Genomic DNA, 18,417 nt, shown 5'->3' on the forward strand with positions numbered 1-18,417 from the left:
AAAAGTATGATGCTTAAGTTAATATTAAAAAGCCCCTTAGACATATCTAGGGGGTTTTTTAATTCATTTTAGTATGTTACTTCTACACTCTAAACATTAAATTTAACTATTTGTAATTACTAACTAATAATTCAGGGAATAAATAGCGTAATACGTACATAGTTAGACGTCTAGATTTTCCTTTATACGGATATATATGCATGTACATTGATGGATTAAAGTTTGCCTCAATAATTCCATAAGCTTTTTTATTTGCTGCAGGAACTTCTGTATTTTCAATAATCAAATCTATACCACTAATATTAGCTCCAAGTGCAGATACTGCATCTACAGCTAGTTTCTTATAATCGTCGGGGATTTGATCTGTCACATCAATTGAATCTCCACCTGTACTGACATTAGAATTCTCTCGCAGGAATACAATTTCTCCACTTGTTGGAACTGAATTTTTCCGATACCCTTGAGCTTTAAGCATTAAGAGCTCCAATTCCCCTAATTGTATACTTTCTAGAGGTGTCCTATGGTCCATTCCTCTTAATGAATCCAAATTTTTTTGAAGGACCAATTCTTCAATCGTATGTGTACCGTCCCCTACAACATTAGCTGGAATTCGTAATAAAACCGCATGAACTTTGTCATCTAGCACAAAAAATCGATATTCTGTTCCATAAACAAATTCTTCTATCAATACGGATGAGTCTTCTTTAAATGCTAATGTGAGTGCTTTTTGATAATCTTCGTAACTTGCTCCTTCTTCTTTAAAGATAGATATTCCTAAACCATAATTTGTTGTTTTTGGTTTTACAACAAAAGGCTTTCTTGCAAATAAATCATAGGAACGTAAAGCTTTTTCTATATCGTTAAATTCCTCGCCTATCGGCACACGAAATCCATGTTGTTGAAGAATTTTCTTTGTTACTGTTTTATTTTCCATAATTAACGGTGATATATAACTATCTTTACTAGTCATATTCCCATTCTTCACATATTCAACATGATTTCCTAGCTTTAGTCTTAAAAATTGATCTTGTCGATCTAAAACGTCTACTTGTATTCCTTGTTGAATAGCATCAAACATTAAAATTTGTGTAGATAACTCCATGTCAGTAAATCCTGATAGCTGATACGGTTTATCCCATGATTTTTTATAATTTTCTTTAGCGATACGGGAAGCTACCTGTCTTTGACTACTTTTTATAAACTCTTTATAAAGTCGTCCAGCTAAAGTCTTACTTGGGTCTGTTAGCATTTCTCTCAAGTTTACAAATAATGTATTCGAAACCGTAATGTCTAACAACTCTGTTACATGTTCCATCTCATCAACAATACGCTCAGCATCTGTTTTAAATTGCGTATGTTCTAAAGGATGTTCAAGAGCCACTAAATTATTTTGAACATCACCGATTTTTACCCATTCATCATTATTATCGTCTTGGTCAATCCAGAGCAAATAGATGAGAAAAAGGTGTAGAAATTCTGCTTGTTCATGGCTAATTCCATATGTTTCAAAAGGGTTTAAATCTAGGTTTCTTAATTCAATATAACGAATGCCCTGATTATTTAAATCTGAGACTTGAGGGCCACCCCTTAAACGGACAGATGCATAAAATTCTTTTTCCTCTAATAAAACCCCTTTACTTACCAGCGTAGAAAGATCAGATATATAGTTTTGTAGACTACTATAGGATACTTGAACATCGTTTTCATTGCTATAACCATATTTACTATTTCTAATGCTTCTTACGGCGTCATTTAAAGGATGTTTTTCAAAGAAATTCTTTTCACTACTAGGAGAAGCACCGAAAAAATACGTTATTAGCCATCGATAGTGTAAATAATTTCTTGTGACTTTCAAATAAATTTCTGTTTTAAATTGATGATAATCTTTTATTTCGGATTGTAATTCAAATAATTCTCGAATTACATCCTCGCCAAATTCAAAATTGAAATGAATACCACTAATCATTTGTTTTCGTCGGCCATAAGAATTAGATAAATATCGGCGATATAAAACATTTTCATGATTATTAAGTTTCGCAATAATAATATCTTCTTCTTTTTCGGGCAACTGTGGTGGCATACTTAATGGCCAAAGCATTTCGTTAACGCCCATAGAACGATAGGAAACATCATGAATAGCTGCTAAATAATTAAATAAATCTTCTAGTGTCTCCGTAACTGGTGTAATTAATTCCATTTGTGTTTCAGAGAAATCTCGCTGAATATAAGGATGTTCATCTCTTACTGAAATACTTTTGGGATGTTCTGTTTTAGCTAAACTTCCTGATAGATCAACTCGTTGACTTTCTTTTTCAACGCCAAAACGTGCTTTTAATAAATATGGTTTAATACGGTCATTGTTTAACATTTTTTTCATTTCCATATAAATGGTCCCCCCCATCAATTCATATATTTAATATGAAAATCGACAAAATTATAGTCATTTTTTAAAATTCAGCATTTGGATATTAATGGCCAAAGCATTTTATTCTTATCCACAGAAAGAAAAGACATTTCGTGAATAGCTGCTAAGTAATTAATCATGTCTTCTAATGTTTTAGTATTAAGCTGAATATATGATTTGGTATCTCTTATCGAAACGGATTTAGACGTTTCAGTTGAGCTTTTACCCAAATCAACTTGTCGATTTCCCTTTTCAATCCCATAACGAGCTTTTAATAAGGATTGTTTAACACGGTAATTAAATAGCATTTTTTTAATACACATAAACTCTTCCCCCACTTTAATTGTTTTTACCAACGATAAAACACGACAAAATATAACAATCAAAAGTACCCACATCTCTACATGCGGATACTTTTGTTACTATATTTTGCTGTAAATAAGAATCATCTTAAATACTTCATATGGAAAGAGAAATGCTCATTTAAGAAAGTGGCAATAAAGAAGTAGCTATGATCATAGCCCTCCATTTTTTTATAAGTTACCATTTGACTATTTTTTTGAGCATTCTCTAAGAAAATATGCTCTTCCAATTGCTTTGGATAAAACTCGTCTTGACTACCTTGCATAATAAGAATAGGTGGAATATTATCTTCTTTAATTAATTCTGAAGCATCCCATTGTTTCCAAGAATCTTTGTCTTCACCTAAATAAGAGGTGAAAGCATTTATTCCCCATGGAACTTGACTAGGGGTTAGGATTGGCGAAAAAGCAGAAATCGCTTTGAATCTCTTAGCATTTTTCAAACCAATCGTTAACGCCCCGTGTCCTCCCATTGAATGTCCCATTATGCTTTCTTCACCTGAAAAATTAGGTACGATAGTCGAAGCAATAGATGTTAATTCATCTACGATATATGAATACATTTTATAATGCTGGGCCCAGGGCTCCTCGGTAGCATTTAAATAAAAACCTGCTCCTTGTCCAAGATCCCATGCTGCAACATCCGAAACGTGTTCTCCACGCGGTGAAGTATCTGGCATGATTACTGCAACTTGATGCTTTTCAGCCAAACGTTGGAACCCACTTTTTTGACTAAAATTATCATCTGTACAAGTTAAACCAGATAACCACCATATAAGCGGGATTTTTTTCTTTTCTTTATTTGATGGTAAGTAGATACTAAATTTCATATTACATTGCAAAACTTCTGAGTAATGAATATATTTACGTTGCTCTCCGTCGAAAGAACGATGTTGTTCAATACATGTAAGACTCATTATCTCACTCTCCATAAGTTAAAATCGTACGAATGGATTCACCTTTGTGTAATAAATCAAATGCCTCATTGATATCTTTAAATTCTAAATGATGAGTAATAAATGAATCTAAATTAATATCACCCTGCATATAATCTTTAACCATTTCCGGAAGCTCAGATCTTCCTTTAACTCCACCAAAGGCTGATCCACGCCATACTCGGCCCGTTACTAATTGGAATGGACGAGTATGAATCTCTTTGCCAGCACCGGCTACACCGATAATAATACTTTCGCCCCAACCTTTATGACATGCTTCAAGAGCGGACTTCATTACTTCAACATTACCAATGCATTCGAAACTATAATCCACGCCTCCATCTGTCATTTCGACTATAACTTCTTGAATTGGGCGATCATAATCCGCAGGGTTAACAAAATCAGTCGCTCCCATTTTTTTAGCTAGCTCCCATTTTTGAGGATTTAGATCAACTGCAATAATTCGGCTTGCTTTCGCTTGAACTAGTCCTTGAATAGCGGCTAATCCAATCGCTCCTAAACCAAATACAGCTGTCACAGCTCCTTCTTCAACTTTTGCAGTGTTGTGTACAGCACCGATACCTGTAGTCACACCACACCCTAATAAGGCAACTTTATCTAACGGAGCGTTTTCGTCGATTTTCGCTAAGTTAATTTCATTAACAACTGTATATTCGCTGAATGTACTAGTTCCCATGTAATGATACAGTGGCTCTCCGTTATAAGAGAATCGTGTTGTTCCATCAGGCATTAAACCTTTACCTTGTGTTTCTCGTACAGCACTACATAAGTTTGTTTTACCAGAACGACAGAATTTACATTCTCCGCATTCAGGTGTATAAAGTGGAATAACATGATCACCAGGTTTTACTGAAGTAACTTCATCACCTACTGAAACGACAACACCCGCACCTTCATGACCTAGTACAGCAGGAAATACTCCTTCTGGATCGTCACCTGATAATGTAAAAGCATCTGTATGACAGACAGATGTATATAATATTTTTACTAATACCTCTTTTGCTTTTGGCTCTTCTACATCGATTTCTACGATTTGAAGTGGTTCTCCTGGCTTAAATGCAACAGCAGCTTTACTTTTCAACTGAATCCCTACTTTCTTTTTTCATTGTTTACACCACTAAGATTACACTTTATAATTTTAATTACAATACTGACAAATTTGTCACTATAAACATTTTCCGTGAGAGGAAGGTCAAAAATTATGGTTATTCATTATAAGGATAAGGAATTTTTCACAGGAAAAGATTTAGCTTTATCTGTGATAGGAGGGCGTTGGAAAATAGCAATAATATGGTGTTTGTTACAGCGTTCACCTTTAAGATTAAGTGAAATACAAAAGAAGCTTCCTGATGTGAATCAACGCATGTTAATTAGACAATTAAGAGAGTTAGAAGAAGATAAAATAATTACTAGATGTGTATATCCTATAGTACCTCCAAAGGTTGAGTATGAACTTAGTGAAGTAGGTCGTCGCCTAGAACACGTAGTAACTGCCATCTGTGATTGGGGAGATGATTTTAGTGAATTTGTAGAAATGGACGCTAATAAAGTACCGGCTGAATAAAACTTAATGCAATTTTAAGTAGATCTATAAAAGTTATGGGGGCAATGTATAAAAGCATGTCCATGAAACTTAGGTAATTAATCCTAAAAACAATGAAAATACGCTATTCTTTCTATAGAATTATAGAAAAGGATACGTGTTTTTTCATTTCAGGGGTATTTTGTTTTGTTAGCTTGATAGCGATGTGATGGTACCCCTTACATAGTAAAAAACAAAGCAATCGCAGAACACGATCGCTTTGTTTTTTTATTCATATCGTAGTGCTTGAATTGGATCCAGCTTCGATGCTTTATTCGCTGGAAATACACCGAATATTACTCCAACTAATAAAGAGAAAACAAATGATAACAGCATAACGGGTATGGAATACGCGATTGTTGTACCTGTAGCTAGCGAAAATATTTGAGCACTAATTACTCCAATCCCTATTCCAATTATTCCACCGAATGAACTTAATACAACTGCTTCAATAAGGAATTGAAGCAGTATGTTTTTACGCTTTGCTCCAATTGCTTTTCTAATGCCTATTTCTTTCGTACGTTCTGAAACTGATACGAGCATAATATTCATGATGCCAATCCCGCCTACGATAAGAGAGATTGCTGCACTTCCGCCTAGCATTAATGTCATCGTATCATTGACAGATGATGCTGTCTCCATTAAATCTTTTGGACTTGAAACGCTATAACTATCTGTATCACCTAAGATGGAATTCATCGTTCTTTCAATGTGGCTCGATATGAAATTAATCATTTCTTCATTTTCTACCTTTACATATGTTGTCCCAACATTCGTAGTAGCAGCTAAACGCTGTCCGGTGCTAAGCGGAACAATAATCGTACTATCTCCGCTTGTTCCTAATGAACTTCCCACTGATTCAAGAACTCCAACAACTTTATAAGACGTTCCGTTTACCTTTACCGATTTACCGACCGGGTCTCCTAAGCCGAATAATGTTTGTGCTGTGCTTGCACCAAGTACAGCAATTTTCGAATGATTCCCCTGATCTAAGTCTGCAATGAAGCGTCCTGATTGCAGCTTTAAATCACGGACATCTAAATAAGAAGAAGTTGTTCCAATCATTGACACTTGTGTATTCGTTTTTTCATGTTTCACTGTTACTCTTCCTGATACTGTTGGTGCAATATCTTTAATACCGTTAATATCTTGAATTTGTTTTGCGTCATTTTCTTTAAATGTAGCATCTGAATCCGTAATCGATACCGTTAATACATTTGTACCTAAGTTGCCAATTTGATCTTGTACCTCTTTTGTCGATCCTTGTCCTATCGCAACCATGACTATAACAGAGGATACACCGATAATAATTCCAAGCATCGTTAAAAATGCTCGAATTTTATTTGCCTTAATGCTTTTCAGTGCCATTTTGAGTGTTTGCAAACCATTCACCTCCATTCTCATAGAGCTGTCCATCGTGAATCCGAACGACGCGGCTTGCTTTCTTTGCAACATCTAAATCATGTGTAATAAGAATAATGGTATGCCCTTGCTCATTTAATGCATTCATAATTCCTAATATTTCTTTACTCGTTTTACTATCAAGTGCTCCAGTCGGCTCATCTGCTAGTAGAATAGGAGGATGTCCAGCCAACGCACGTGCTATTGCGACACGTTGCTGTTGCCCACCGGACAATTGAGAAGGCAAATGGTTCCCTCTATCTGCCAACCCTACTTTTCGTAATGCTTCTAATGCCGTTTCTCTTCTTTCTCCTGCTTTCATGCCCCGATAAATAAGTGGAAGCTCGACATTCTCAACTGCTGTAAGTTTCGCTATCAGGTTGAAATTTTGAAATATAAAACCTATCTTTTCATTTCGAATCGTCGCAAGCTCAGAGCTTTTCATTTTCCCTATCTCTTCATTATCTAGCAAGTATTCAACTGAATCCGGTCGATCTAAGCATCCGATCATGTTCATAAATGTTGATTTCCCAGAGCCTGATGGTCCTATGATAGAGATAAAATCGCCCTTTTGAATATCGAGAGAAATACTTTTTAGAGCCACTACTGTTTCGCCGCCAAGTTCGTAAACTTTCTTCATGTTCTTTATTTGAATAATTGGCTCTACCATAACATTAACGCCCTCCTTGTCCGCCGCCAGCTGGAGCTCCGCCGTTAGATCTTCCTCCAAACTCACCACCAGGTCTTCCTTGTAAATTGCCGCCACCAAATCCTCCTTGAGAGTTTCCGCCAGGCATCATCATAGGTCCTTGAGAAGAATTCCCTTTAGATTGAACTCTCGGTATTTGCACCGTATCTCCTTTTGCTAACCCTTTTGTAATTTCTACATGCGTATCATTTGAAATACCAGTTTCTACTGTCACTTTTTTTGTTGACTGCGCTACATCGTCTGAAGATGTAGGAACTAGTACATATTTTTCATTTCCGTTTGTATGCACCGCTTCTACTGGGACGTATAATGCGCTTTCTTTACTTTCTATTGAGATACTTGCTTCTGTTGACATACCAATCTTCATATTTTTCGGATTTTCAATTTGTACAGTTACGTCAAATGTAGAAACGCCTTTGTCTGCTGTTCCTTTTGTTGCTACACTTATTACCTTTCCGCTGAATGTTTCATCTCCGAATGCACTTGCTGTTATTTTTACCGCTTGACCTTCTTTTACTTTCGGTACATCTAATTCATCAACACTAATCGTTGTTTGCAAAGCGTTGTAGTTTGTTATGTGTGCAATTGGATCCGCAACCTGTACAGAATCACCGCTTGTAACAGAAAGGCTTGTAATTGTCCCCGTTACTGGGGCTTGCAAAATACTTCCATCTGTAAAGGTTACAAGTGTTGCACCTGCCTCTACAACATCACCTTCTTTTACACTGACACTATCGGCTGTCAAACCACTCCCGCCACTTGATTTATCTGAATTTGCACTATTGTTCCCTCTCGTTACAGGTGATGTATATCCATCTGCATCCTTCATACGAAGAAGAATTGTTCCCTGTGACGCTTTGCCGCCTTTTTTCACACTAACTGATTGAATTTCCCCGTCATATGGAGCCGTAACGACAGCACCATTTTTAAAGGTTACAAGCGTGTCACCTTTTTTCACTGTATCTCCAGCCGCTACACTTATAGTATCAACAATAAGAATTGTATCTTTCACTGTTACATCTTGATCTGTATTTGCTGTAACCGAACCCGAACCACTAACTGCTACCTCCAGTTTTCCTTGTTGTACTGTCGTTGTTTGAGAAGCTGCCACAACACCTTGTGTTTTATCTGTTTTATGTAAAAAGAACCAAGCGCTCGCTCCTCCTATTACAATAATAATGGTTGAAATAATAATCCACTTTTTCAAATCTCTGTTCCCCTCTCTATTGCCCTGTTTGTCCTGATTGTTCTTGATTCGGCTGGAATTGACCGTTACCATTACCTGGGAACATCTTATCGCGCCCTCTTGAGCCCATCTCTGAAAAGTCCGGACTTTTACTCTGTTTATAAGCTACATAACCTACTCCGATAGCTGCACACGTACTAATCCCCAAGTTTACTATGAGTAAAATTTGTATTAACTTTTGTTTCGTTTGTTCCATTTTTTATTCCACCTCGTATATGTTTTTGGTAAACCTATTGTGACTTTCGTTCCTTAACTTTTTCTTAAAAATTCAACCTTACTTATAGGTTCCTTTACGAATATTCCATTTTGTAACAAAAAAGTTTGTAACCACAAAAAATTATACAGTTTAGACAAGAAATAACTTCCTCAATAAATTAGAGGGGTTTATTTCTAACCCCATATTTTATACCGCTATAAAAATGTCAAACAATTCATTTCATTACATCGTATTTTAATTCACTTCATTAGTGTGAGAAGTATGAAACACCCAATATCTCGATCCTACATAGTTTATTAAGCTACCAATTAAAGTTGCAATCACTTTAGAAACAATCAAAGACTGCTCCAAAGTATCATACATACTTCTTAGTATTAGAGATACTACAATAAGACTTAAAAGATTAATAAAAATGAATTTAGATGCTTCTACTACAACTCGACTTCTCTCTTGTTTAAATGTCCAAACCCTATTCAGTAAGTAACTGTTAGCTACACCACAACAATAGGAGATTGATTGCGCCAATAACATGGGCACGTCCCCAATGACAAGTAATGAAAAGATTACTATATCTATGCCTGTATTCAGTATACCTACTATTAAAAACTTAAAAATTCGTATTAAATCTTTATTCATACGCTGGCTCATGTTTGATGGCTAATTTTTCATTTTCCGGTTCCCCATAAAATTCTCGAACAATATATAGAGGGCGCCCTTTTGTTTCATCATATATTCGCCCAATATACTCACCAATAACACCTAACATAAATAGCATAAAGCCATTAAAAATTAACATAATACTAATGATAGAAGGCCACCCTTTCATGGTTGCTTCAGTAAATAAAGTAAGGTATAGCACGTATATAAAGTATAGAAAGCCTGAGCTAGAAAGCAGTAAACCCGAATAAATTGCTAATTTTAAAGGTTTATAAGAGAAAGACAGAATCCCATCTAGGCATAGCTTAACCATTCGTTTAAGGGGATACTTAGTTTCACCTGCTACTCTTTCATCTCGAACATATTCAATTGCTATTTGACGAAATCCAATCCAACTAACTAATCCTCTAACAAATCTATTATTTTCGTTTATCTTTCTCATTTCTTTACATACCTTTTGATCCATAAGGCGAAAATCTCCCGTATCTACTGGTATATCAATATCTGTGGAAGCGCGAAGCACGCGATAAAACGTGCTTGCTGACCATTTTTTAAACCATGTTTCACCCTTACGTTTCATTCGTTTTGCGTAGACTACTTCATACCCCTCTTTCCATTTTTCAATCATTTGTAGAATTAGCTCTGGTGGGTCTTGCAAATCAGCATCAATAATGATAACTGCATCCCCATTTGCATAATCCATACCAGCTGTAATTGCAATTTGGTGACCAAAATTCCGTGAAAAATCGATAAGTTTCACTGTCTTATCACCTATCATAAATTGCTTTATAATATCCGCACATTTGTCCTGGCTTCCATCGTTAATAAATAGTAATTCATACGTACCATTTGCATCTTTCATGACCCTTTTCAGTCTTCGATACGTTTCTTCAATAACAGCTTCTTCGTTATACATGGGGATGATTATTGAATAACATATATTGTTTCCCACTCTAACCACTCCTTTACAAAGTTACTTTATATAAAGTATTTGAGCGCCCAGGACCACCCATATTCATACCTTCTTTTCCACCATTTTGTTTTGTCTGCCATTCATCAGAAGGTATTTTCTCACCATTTTCTTGAATCCATTTTGTTACTTCAGAGCTTTCGCCTCTCATTCCTTCATTTGAAAGGAGGAAGTACTTTACTTTCCCGCTTACTACCAACTCTTTTAATTTTTCAACAGAATACACTGGATCAGAACCAGAAAATCCCCCCATCGTTATTACAGATTCTCCTTCATCTATAATGTAAGGAGCTGCTGTTTGATAACTTGTTGTAGCAAATAAGTATTGTTCACCAGTATTGTTTTTCTTTAAATATGAAAAAGTTTTATCATCTAAACTCTCGTTATCCATATCTCCTGGCTTGCTTCCTGGTAATCCTGAAGATTTTCTACTAGGGTTTGGAATTTGCATGTGATCTTCTGGTGAAGCAGAATCTTTTTCAATATATTCTCGTTCAGTTGGAAGTCCGCTACCACCGGGCCCTCCTTGTCCAGAAAATCCAGGCATTGCTCCTGGAAAAGCTCCTTTACCATCAGCTGAACTTGGGCTTGCTTGTGGGAGCATACTATTTCCACCATATGTAATCGGCGTAGCAGCCCAATACAATGGTCCGATTAATAATATAAGTAATCCTGCAATATGCAGAGTAAAAGGCAATACAATCTTCTTACACTTGAACAAAACAAGTACGAAAGTCATAATAATTCCGGCTACTGCTATACAAAGTGGCCACTCAGCTCCAATGACATCACTGTAAGGATGCATGATATACCATTGGAAACCTGCTGTTCCTACAACTGCAATTGGCAATAACCAAGACTTCCAGCCAGTATTATTCTTATAATCCTCAAAAAGCTGTGTTGAACCAGCTCCAAATAGAGCTGCAATAGGAGCCGCAAGCATTATTAAATAATAGTGATGGAAAAATCCAGCAATACTGAAAAATACCATAACTGGAATTAACCATGCGAGCCAAAAGACAGCTTCTTTATGTTTTAAGGTTATATTATTTCTTCTTACACTAGCCAATAAACTAATACTAGCAATAGCAATAAACGGTAACAGCCAACTAGCCTGACCAGATAATTCAGACTGGAATAGACGGAACGGCCCTTTTTCTCCAGTTCCAAACATACCGCCTGCCATGCCACCTGGACCACCATTTTTACCTGTCGGTGGACCATCCCCTTTGTTTATTTGGAATCCTTGACTATAATCACCATTTCCTTGTGGTAAATTAGCTCCATTTTGATGATTATCTTTCTGCACTACTTCATTGTTACCTTCAGGTGTTTGAGGTTGATCATTTGCATTAGGCATTCCTTTATCTGCTGGAACTTCCTGTTTGCCATTCTCAGCACCATCATTTGGCATTCCCCACATATTATTTTGAGGCGATTGTTGATGTTCCTTCGCACCCGGTACTCCCTGATTCCCAGTAAGACGTGATATACCATTGTAACCAAATGCTAATTCTAAAACTGAATTTGTTTCACTACTTCCAATATACGGACGTTTATTTTCAGGAATACTGTCTACAATTACCGCCCAAGAAAGAGAAATAACGAGCATGATAGCTGTTGCACCAGTAAGGAAACCGATCTTTTTTTTCCAGTCTACTTTCGCAGCTAAAAGATAAAAGAGATAAAAAGCAGGCAGTATCATATATGCCTGTAACATCTTCATATTAAAAGCTATCCCAATTACCGCGAAAGATCCTAAAAGACTCCAAACACTTTCACGCTTTACACTTTTAAACAAGAGCCAAGTAGCTAACAAAAGAGTAAATACAAGCATGCTATCAATGTTATTTGTTCGACTCACTGCAGCTGCAATTGGTGTGCATGCAAAGGCTAAGGCACTAAGACGTGCAGCAACTACACCAAAAGAAGGTTTAACTAAAAAATAAATTAACAATACAGATCCTATCCCTGCCAATGCTTGAGGTAGAATTACACTCCAGCCGTGCAGCCCAAAAATATAGGCACTAATTGTTTGAATCCAAAATGTAACAGGGGGTTTATCTACCGTTACAGACCCAGCTGAATCGAGTGAACCAAAAAAGAAATTATGAAAGTTTTGCAGCATACTTGCCACTGCAGTCGTATAATAAGTATTCACATAATGATCCGTCCAAATATTATAGCCATTTAGAAAAAGTGCTAACAAGACTATGAATATTAGAGGAATATCCAATCGCTTTTTCAATTGTAAAAACATAGAATTACAACTCCTTAATCATTTTATAAAGTTAACTAGGCCCTAAATGTATTATCTTTCTTCTATCTGAAGTGAACTTGAAAGTAAGCTGAAAGTTTCCTGAATACATGAAATATCTTTCGTATGAAAAGAGAAAATGACAAAAAATAAAAAACTACCAGGTATTTAAATGACTTTCAGCAAATTTTAAGCATAATCGTAGATACTAACGATAAGGAAGAAAAAGGAGGCATAGAACATGAACTCTCTTAAAGGGGTTAAAATATTAATAGTAGATGATGAACCACATATTTTACAGTTTTTAGAGATCGGGTTAATGAACGAAGGATATGTAGTAAAAAAAGCGACGGATGGAATAAGTGCCATGAACTTAGTACAAGAATTCGAGCCTCATGTGGCCATCTTAGATGTAATGATGCCTGGTACAGATGGATTTGAAGTATGCCGGATGATAAAAAAAAGCGGTGCTCTTACTTCCGTGATTATGCTTACTGCAAAAGACGAAGTAGATGATCGAGTGAAAGGATTAACATTAGGTGCAGACGATTATGTGATTAAACCTTTCAGTTTTGATGAATTACTTGCCCGTATACACGCACGTCTTCGTAATCAGTTTCCTAATTTATTCAGCGAGATTATTTATGGCCCTTTTAAGGTGGATGATCGTAGAAAAGAAATACGATTTAAAGATGAAATTTTGGAACTTTCTCCTACTGAATATGAACTACTTAAATATATTGTAATTAACCACGGGATTGTACTAAGTAAGGGTGTGATACTTGATAAAGTATGGGGATATGATTTTCAAGGAGATGAAAATATTGTGGAAGTGTATATTCGTTCACTCAGGGAAAAATTGAAAGATAAAGAACACCGACTCATTCGTACAATTAGGGGAGCGGGGTATCGTGTGGATCTACCATGATGAAAATAATCCAGTTCTTGAAAAACAAAAAACTAATGTCTCGCTCCTTACGAAAGCAACTTTTAACTCGAACATTATTTATTTTATCTCTTATTCTTTTGAGTATTGGTCTTTTACAATTTTGGGTAATGAAAGACTTCTTGTATAAAAATGAAGCCGAGACATTACGAGCGAAGATGATGTCTTTACCACCAGAATTAGATTTACTTCCTTTTAACTCAGAAAATAATGAAAAAAAACATCCTGATCCTAATCGACCAAGATTTCTGTTTTCACAAGACATTTCACTTGCAATTATCGGACAAGCTGGTGGTTATAAGGATTTCGCAGAGAGTACGGGCATGTCCTCGCCAAAGTTATCTAGTAAAGAGTATGAAAAAATATTAGAACAGTTTTCAAATCGTAAACAAGTAACCTATAAAGTAGTACGTAATAAAGAGGGGATTGAGCAATTAATCGTTTTCAAACCTATTCGGAGTCTTCCAAACGGTTCTGATGGAGATTTTAATCAAGTTCCTGATCAAATTCTTCAAATCGGAACAGATATTGCTCCTTTACGTGATGTTCTATTTCAGCAATTACTAACATTTATTGTTTTATCTATACTAGCTTTACTTATCGGTTTAGCGCTATATTTACCAGTTCTAAAAAATACATTGATTCCTCTTTCTAACATTGTAAATGCAGTGAAAAATACGAATGCGGGGAATTTGGCTGAACGACTACCTACACACCAAGGGCAAGAAGAAGTTGACCAATTAGCTTTAGCATATAATGACATGTTGAAGCGATTAGAGGCATCCTTCCAATATGAAAGAGAAACAAAAGAGAAGATGAAACGCTTCATTGCCGATGCTTCTCATGAACTAAGAACACCACTTACATCTATTCATGGCTTCTTAGAAGTATTATTACGAGGCGCAGCTGATCGCCCTGAACAGCTTTATAATGCTTTAAACAGTATGCACGGCGAATCAAAACGCATTATAAAGTTAGTAGAAGATTTATTGTTTCTTGCAAAAATGGATCGTGAGCCTGGACTACATTTATCGGAAACCAATCTCACCAAACTTATCTGGCAGATGAAACCACAGTTAAGCGTTTTAGGTGGAAATCGACAGATATTATATGATCTAACGGAAGGAGTAAAAGGCACTTATGATACTAATAAAATCAAACAAATTATTTTAAACCTATTCCATAATGCCGTCCAACATACTGATTCGACTACAGGCAAAATAACAGTTTCTTTAATGGTCTTAGAGAATCAAGTAGAAATATCCTTAAAGGACAATGGATCAGGCATAAAATTAGAAAACCTTCCTTATGTATTCGATCGTTTTTATAGAATTGATGATTCCAGAACAAGACAGCATGGTGGATCTGGTCTAGGGCTTGCAATTACTCAAACTATTACGCAAGCACATGGAGGAACAGTATCTGTAAAAAGTAAGTTTGGAGAAGGAACAACTTTTTATGTGTATCTACCGATAATTTCACCATCACTAAAACAGTAATAAACCGGGGAGAATTACATTTCTCCCCGGTTTATTATTTCATGTATTCTTTTACTTTTTACAATAACATAGGAAAATCAGCTTTTCTTTTCTGAAACTGTCTTATGAAATTAAACTGATATAAACGGATCTTAATGGTGATGGGGTAGGCCTATATTCTCATCAACTTAAGAAAAAATAATCGGCTGCAAAACGATAAAAGTCAACTTCGGTGCTAAAAAACACAAAATCTTTATTTAGGGGGTACTTTAAAATCTTATTTAATTTAAATGTTATTACCATATTGTATGTGCATTCATGCCATTTCCAAGGATTAGAATAAATATTGGGAATAAAACTGGCCCTAAGGTAAGAAGTAGATTAAAAAATATAAGAATTCTATATAACCAGGGATAATGTGGGTCATTTTGATTTGCAAATACTAAAATAACTAATGAAATTATGTTTGTTACATATAAAATTAGCATTAGAAACCAATAATTTGCCATTATACTAAGACTCCATGCTCCTAATAATTCGTGCATTATCCCAAAGGATATTCCTAATACTGCAAAAGAAAAGCAAATAACTGCGATTTTTTTCAAAAATTTAGTAAATGTTTTATCGTGAGAATTTTGAGAATATAAACTCATGATATTAAATAAAGATAAATATCCCATTATAATTCCCACTCCAGACAATAACAGGTTTCCATTTAACTTAAAAAAACAAAACAGCCCTGCTAGAGAAAAAGCAAAGGAAATACATATTTTTTTTAAAACTGGATTCATTATACTTTCACACCCTCAAAAAAAAAATCAATTTATAATCAATTCGTTACTATTAAATTCAAATTACCATTGTGTACCTGCTATTCATTAAAACTATACTTTACATCTGATTATTATATTTTAAAGATGTAAAAGTGGTAATTTCCTATAAAATTTAACAAATACTATTTGTTATAGGGTTTATGCATTCTTATCACGAAGGTAAAGAGACCCAAAAATTAACTAGAATTAATTATAATAAAGTTTACATTAACATAAGGTTAAAAGTATGTAAATATAATTAAATATGAATTAATTATAAGGATTACGTATAGTGGTAGCACCACATGCCCCTCAAACTAAGATTTTAAAGTCCCCCTTAAATAAAGATGTTGTATTTTTATAGCACCGAATTTCATTTTTATCATTTTGGGTAATAACTGATTTTTTAACTTGATAGCAATGGGAGCCTGACGGCAAAACGCGGATTTTATACGCTAAGAAAAATTCTATAAAAAAAGCCGATCTCCTCGTATATTAAAGAATCAGCTTTTTAGAAAGTATTTATTTGATACATATTCTTTGTAATTAACTTTAAAAAGCTAATCTATAATTTTTAAAAATGAGGAGATATATAAGAGCTGTCGAAACAGCTCTTAAGGTTAATAAATTATAGTTTTTTAATTATGTGATGAGGCTATTTAGTTATCTTTATCCTCTACTTTATATAATTGATTAGCTCTATATACACTAAAAGATGAGATTATTACAGATAAAATAACTATAACTACCCAGTAACCGATATTATATACTGCAAGTGCTACTGCTATAATACCCAACACTATAGCTGAGATAAAACCCCATTTTACTTTTACATCTTTCAAAATTTTAGAATTCATGATTCCCCCTCCCCTTCATACAAAATTAGTAAAGTTTAACTTTCTAATTTATCGAATTTTAATTTTCCTGTAGGTAGAAATACATCTTCTTTTTGAGTTACCTTTATTACTCTCATAATTCCTCTTACCAAACCAATTACATAGCCAACAAATATTCCCAAACCAACGCCAATCAGTAATAAGGATTTAGATGATAACTCTGAAATTGAAGGGGTGTAATTAGCAATAAAATATCCACCTAATAATCCTAAAAGAATTATTGAACCAACGATTAAGAAACGATTAAAAACAGAATGAAGCATAATATCACGAATTTTTTTATCCATATTAATAATCTCCTCCACTAAGTTTAATAATCTTACATCCATAGCATTAATAAATACATCAATTATTTCTTTCAAAGAGAGTTCCCTTTTCTCTAAAATATATAAAAACTCATCTCCATAGCGTTTTCTCCATTTTTTAGGATACAAATTAATGAGCCATTTCATATTAGACCCAACCTCTGAAAACCTAACTTGGTGACATGCTCAATTTCCTTTAATTTTTCTTGTAAGTAGGGGTTCAGCCGGGATACGTGTAGAAATGGGTCATAGGCATACATTATTTTACAAATACGTCTTATCTTGAGGTTATATGGATTACATAAAGTTAAAAATATAGTGTTAAACCCCAAAAAAACACCATAACAGTGGTCACGGTGTTTTCCATATTAAAAATAAGGCTATTATTTAAGTACTCTGAAACTGATTCATATTGTAGAAATATCCATTTTAAGATAATGATACGCTTCAAAATCTTCATTAAATATATCTGTAACTAATTGTATAGCCTCCGTATCATAAAAGCTCTGATATGTCGGCAGCCGAGGGAAGGATGGATCTGTAATGTCAGCTTCAGCATAGTTTCCCTTATGAATCATCTTAGGCGCCTGATGATGCCATGATCTCGTTAATGTGTCTAGTGGGATAGTCTGTAGGTTATATTTAGTTTCTATTCTTGAGATTTCATTAGAGAAATCTTCTAAATATATATAATTGGTTACAAACTCTTCTTCTCCTTGAATATATTGTTGTGAATAGTGTGGATTAAGATAGTCAGCATCTGCCCCATTCGTGTGAAGGTAATGTAAAAAATGTTTAAATGATATTTTCTTTTTGCATGTACTGTCGTTATAAATAAACTTTCTAATAGGTTCCCACTCTGGATTTTCTATACCTGGTGAAGCAATAAGCGAAACAAAAGAGCTTACCGCTCTTTTGTAAGGATTCCGTACTAATTTTAGCGTGTCTTTTTCTCCTTTTAGAAGTTCTCTTGATAATTTCGTTATATATCCTGCTTTGCTTTTATATATATCATATTCATAGTTATGAATGAACGGATTATACTGCATGGCAATTTCATATAAGCCTATCTGGGAAAAAAACCAATTTGCAAATGATGTACACCCACTCTTTTGACTCCAAAATAAAATTAAAGGGAAATTAGGATGAAAATGAGGGGCACGTGCCCCATATTCAATGATTTTCTTTACTTTTTCATTCATTATAAACAACCCTCATT

General features: G+C 34.8%; 18 protein-coding genes. 3 read left to right on the forward strand and 15 right to left on the reverse strand.

Going from position 1 to position 18,417, the window contains the following annotated elements; all coding sequences use genetic code 11:
• Positions 1 to 106: 106 nt before the first annotated feature.
• The 4 genes from gshAB to AC241_RS27845 all read right to left on the reverse strand — a co-directional run bounded on the left by gshAB (position 107) and on the right by AC241_RS27845 (position 4,803).
• Positions 107 to 2,383, reverse strand: coding sequence for a bifunctional glutamate--cysteine ligase GshA/glutathione synthetase GshB (gene gshAB, locus AC241_RS27830; protein WP_050845043.1), 2,277 nt, complete (start codon positions 2,381 to 2,383; stop codon positions 107 to 109).
• A 71-nt stretch (positions 2,384 to 2,454) separates the two neighbouring features.
• Positions 2,455 to 2,727, reverse strand: a complete 273-nt coding sequence (locus AC241_RS27835) for a hypothetical protein (RefSeq protein ID WP_048564047.1) — start codon at positions 2,725 to 2,727, stop codon at positions 2,455 to 2,457.
• A gap of 122 nt (positions 2,728 to 2,849) precedes the next feature.
• Positions 2,850 to 3,683 carry an S-formylglutathione hydrolase gene (fghA, locus tag AC241_RS27840; RefSeq protein ID WP_050845045.1) on the reverse strand — a complete coding sequence of 278 codons (834 nt, stop codon included), beginning with the start codon at positions 3,681 to 3,683 and terminating at the stop codon, positions 2,850 to 2,852.
• Between the two features lie 4 nt (positions 3,684 to 3,687).
• Positions 3,688 to 4,803 carry an S-(hydroxymethyl)glutathione dehydrogenase/class III alcohol dehydrogenase gene (locus AC241_RS27845; protein ID WP_048564049.1) on the reverse strand — a complete coding sequence of 372 codons (1,116 nt, stop codon included), beginning with the start codon at positions 4,801 to 4,803 and terminating at the stop codon, positions 3,688 to 3,690.
• A 120-nt stretch (positions 4,804 to 4,923) separates the two neighbouring features.
• On the opposite strand from AC241_RS27845, the gene AC241_RS27850 reads away from it, so the two are divergent.
• Positions 4,924 to 5,286 (forward strand): winged helix-turn-helix transcriptional regulator, encoded by a 363-nt coding sequence (locus tag AC241_RS27850; RefSeq protein ID WP_048564050.1) that lies wholly within the window; start codon positions 4,924 to 4,926, stop codon positions 5,284 to 5,286.
• Between the two features lie 246 nt (positions 5,287 to 5,532).
• Here AC241_RS27850 and AC241_RS27855 read toward each other — a convergent pair whose 3' ends face one another.
• From AC241_RS27855 to AC241_RS27885, 7 genes are all read right to left on the reverse strand, one after another.
• Entirely contained in the window at positions 5,533 to 6,687 is a 1,155-nt protein-coding gene (locus tag AC241_RS27855; RefSeq protein WP_413541770.1) for an ABC transporter permease, read from the reverse strand.
• Entirely contained in the window at positions 6,653 to 7,375 is a 723-nt protein-coding gene (locus AC241_RS27860) for an ABC transporter ATP-binding protein (protein ID WP_050845046.1), read from the reverse strand. The genes AC241_RS27855 and AC241_RS27860 overlap by 35 nt, the downstream gene beginning before the upstream one ends.
• A 4-nt stretch (positions 7,376 to 7,379) precedes the next feature.
• Entirely contained in the window at positions 7,380 to 8,621 is a 1,242-nt protein-coding gene (locus AC241_RS27865) for an efflux RND transporter periplasmic adaptor subunit (protein WP_050845048.1), read from the reverse strand.
• Between the two features lie 16 nt (positions 8,622 to 8,637).
• Entirely contained in the window at positions 8,638 to 8,856 is a 219-nt protein-coding gene (locus AC241_RS27870; protein ID WP_050845050.1) for a hypothetical protein, read from the reverse strand.
• Positions 8,857 to 9,111: 255 nt separating this feature from the next.
• Complete coding sequence (locus AC241_RS27875; RefSeq protein WP_329957878.1) at positions 9,112 to 9,525, reverse strand: GtrA family protein; 414 nt, start codon at positions 9,523 to 9,525, stop codon at positions 9,112 to 9,114.
• Positions 9,506 to 10,486 (reverse strand): glycosyltransferase family 2 protein, encoded by a 981-nt coding sequence (locus AC241_RS27880; RefSeq protein ID WP_155417081.1) that lies wholly within the window; start codon positions 10,484 to 10,486, stop codon positions 9,506 to 9,508. Before AC241_RS27880 ends, AC241_RS27875 begins: the two co-directional genes overlap by 20 nt.
• Before the next feature lie 13 nt (positions 10,487 to 10,499).
• Positions 10,500 to 12,764: a glycosyltransferase family 39 protein gene (locus AC241_RS27885; protein WP_050845054.1), complete on the reverse strand. Its 2,265-nt coding sequence runs from the start codon at positions 12,762 to 12,764 to the stop codon at positions 10,500 to 10,502.
• Positions 12,765 to 13,002: 238 nt separating this feature from the next.
• Between AC241_RS27885 and AC241_RS27890 the strand changes: the two genes are divergently transcribed.
• Together AC241_RS27890 and AC241_RS27895 are read left to right on the forward strand one after the other, a co-directional pair.
• Positions 13,003 to 13,689: a response regulator transcription factor gene (locus tag AC241_RS27890; protein ID WP_048564056.1), complete on the forward strand. Its 687-nt coding sequence runs from the start codon at positions 13,003 to 13,005 to the stop codon at positions 13,687 to 13,689.
• Entirely contained in the window at positions 13,686 to 15,206 is a 1,521-nt protein-coding gene (locus tag AC241_RS27895) for a sensor histidine kinase (protein ID WP_230690629.1), read from the forward strand. Before AC241_RS27890 ends, AC241_RS27895 begins: the two co-directional genes overlap by 4 nt.
• Positions 15,207 to 15,481: 275 nt before the next feature.
• On the opposite strand, the gene AC241_RS27900 is transcribed toward AC241_RS27895, so the two are convergent.
• The 4 genes from AC241_RS27900 to AC241_RS27915 all read right to left on the reverse strand — a co-directional run bounded on the left by AC241_RS27900 (position 15,482) and on the right by AC241_RS27915 (position 18,403).
• Positions 15,482 to 15,976 carry a DUF3902 family protein gene (locus tag AC241_RS27900; RefSeq protein ID WP_048564057.1) on the reverse strand — a complete coding sequence of 165 codons (495 nt, stop codon included), beginning with the start codon at positions 15,974 to 15,976 and terminating at the stop codon, positions 15,482 to 15,484.
• Positions 15,977 to 16,656: 680 nt separating this feature from the next.
• Positions 16,657 to 16,854 carry a hypothetical protein gene (locus AC241_RS27905; RefSeq protein WP_048564058.1) on the reverse strand — a complete coding sequence of 66 codons (198 nt, stop codon included), beginning with the start codon at positions 16,852 to 16,854 and terminating at the stop codon, positions 16,657 to 16,659.
• Positions 16,855 to 16,889: 35 nt separating this feature from the next.
• Positions 16,890 to 17,345 (reverse strand): hypothetical protein, encoded by a 456-nt coding sequence (locus tag AC241_RS27910; protein WP_050845056.1) that lies wholly within the window; start codon positions 17,343 to 17,345, stop codon positions 16,890 to 16,892.
• Positions 17,346 to 17,605: 260 nt separating this feature from the next.
• Complete coding sequence (locus AC241_RS27915; RefSeq protein ID WP_413541773.1) at positions 17,606 to 18,403, reverse strand: sulfotransferase family 2 domain-containing protein; 798 nt, start codon at positions 18,401 to 18,403, stop codon at positions 17,606 to 17,608.
• Between the last annotated feature and the right edge of the window lie 14 nt (positions 18,404 to 18,417).

The sequence above is a fragment of the Bacillus thuringiensis genome (assembly GCF_001182785.1).
Lineage (GTDB): Bacteria > Bacillota > Bacilli > Bacillales > Bacillaceae_G > Bacillus_A > Bacillus_A thuringiensis_S.

What these genes read in the sequence shown, in the direction of transcription:
- gshAB (WP_050845043.1), bottom strand. Translation starts at nt 2,383, where the DNA reads ATGGAAATGAAAAAAATGTTAAACAATGACCGTATTAAACCATATTTA.
- AC241_RS27835 (WP_048564047.1), bottom strand. Translation starts at nt 2,727, where the DNA reads ATGTGTATTAAAAAAATGCTATTTAATTACCGTGTTAAACAATCCTTA.
- fghA (WP_050845045.1), bottom strand. Translation starts at nt 3,683, where the DNA reads ATGAGTCTTACATGTATTGAACAACATCGTTCTTTCGACGGAGAGCAA.
- AC241_RS27850 (WP_048564050.1), top strand. Translation starts at nt 4,924, where the DNA reads ATGGTTATTCATTATAAGGATAAGGAATTTTTCACAGGAAAAGATTTA.
- AC241_RS27860 (WP_050845046.1), bottom strand. Translation starts at nt 7,375, where the DNA reads ATGGTAGAGCCAATTATTCAAATAAAGAACATGAAGAAAGTTTACGAA.
- AC241_RS27870 (WP_050845050.1), bottom strand. Translation starts at nt 8,856, where the DNA reads ATGGAACAAACGAAACAAAAGTTAATACAAATTTTACTCATAGTAAAC.
- AC241_RS27875 (WP_329957878.1), bottom strand. Translation starts at nt 9,525, where the DNA reads ATGAGCCAGCGTATGAATAAAGATTTAATACGAATTTTTAAGTTTTTA.
- AC241_RS27885 (WP_050845054.1), bottom strand. Translation starts at nt 12,764, where the DNA reads ATGTTTTTACAATTGAAAAAGCGATTGGATATTCCTCTAATATTCATA.
- AC241_RS27890 (WP_048564056.1), top strand. Translation starts at nt 13,003, where the DNA reads ATGAACTCTCTTAAAGGGGTTAAAATATTAATAGTAGATGATGAACCA.
- AC241_RS27895 (WP_230690629.1), top strand. Translation starts at nt 13,686, where the DNA reads ATGATGAAAATAATCCAGTTCTTGAAAAACAAAAAACTAATGTCTCGC.
- AC241_RS27900 (WP_048564057.1), bottom strand. Translation starts at nt 15,976, where the DNA reads ATGAATCCAGTTTTAAAAAAAATATGTATTTCCTTTGCTTTTTCTCTA.
- AC241_RS27905 (WP_048564058.1), bottom strand. Translation starts at nt 16,854, where the DNA reads ATGAATTCTAAAATTTTGAAAGATGTAAAAGTAAAATGGGGTTTTATC.
- AC241_RS27910 (WP_050845056.1), bottom strand. Translation starts at nt 17,345, where the DNA reads ATGAAATGGCTCATTAATTTGTATCCTAAAAAATGGAGAAAACGCTAT.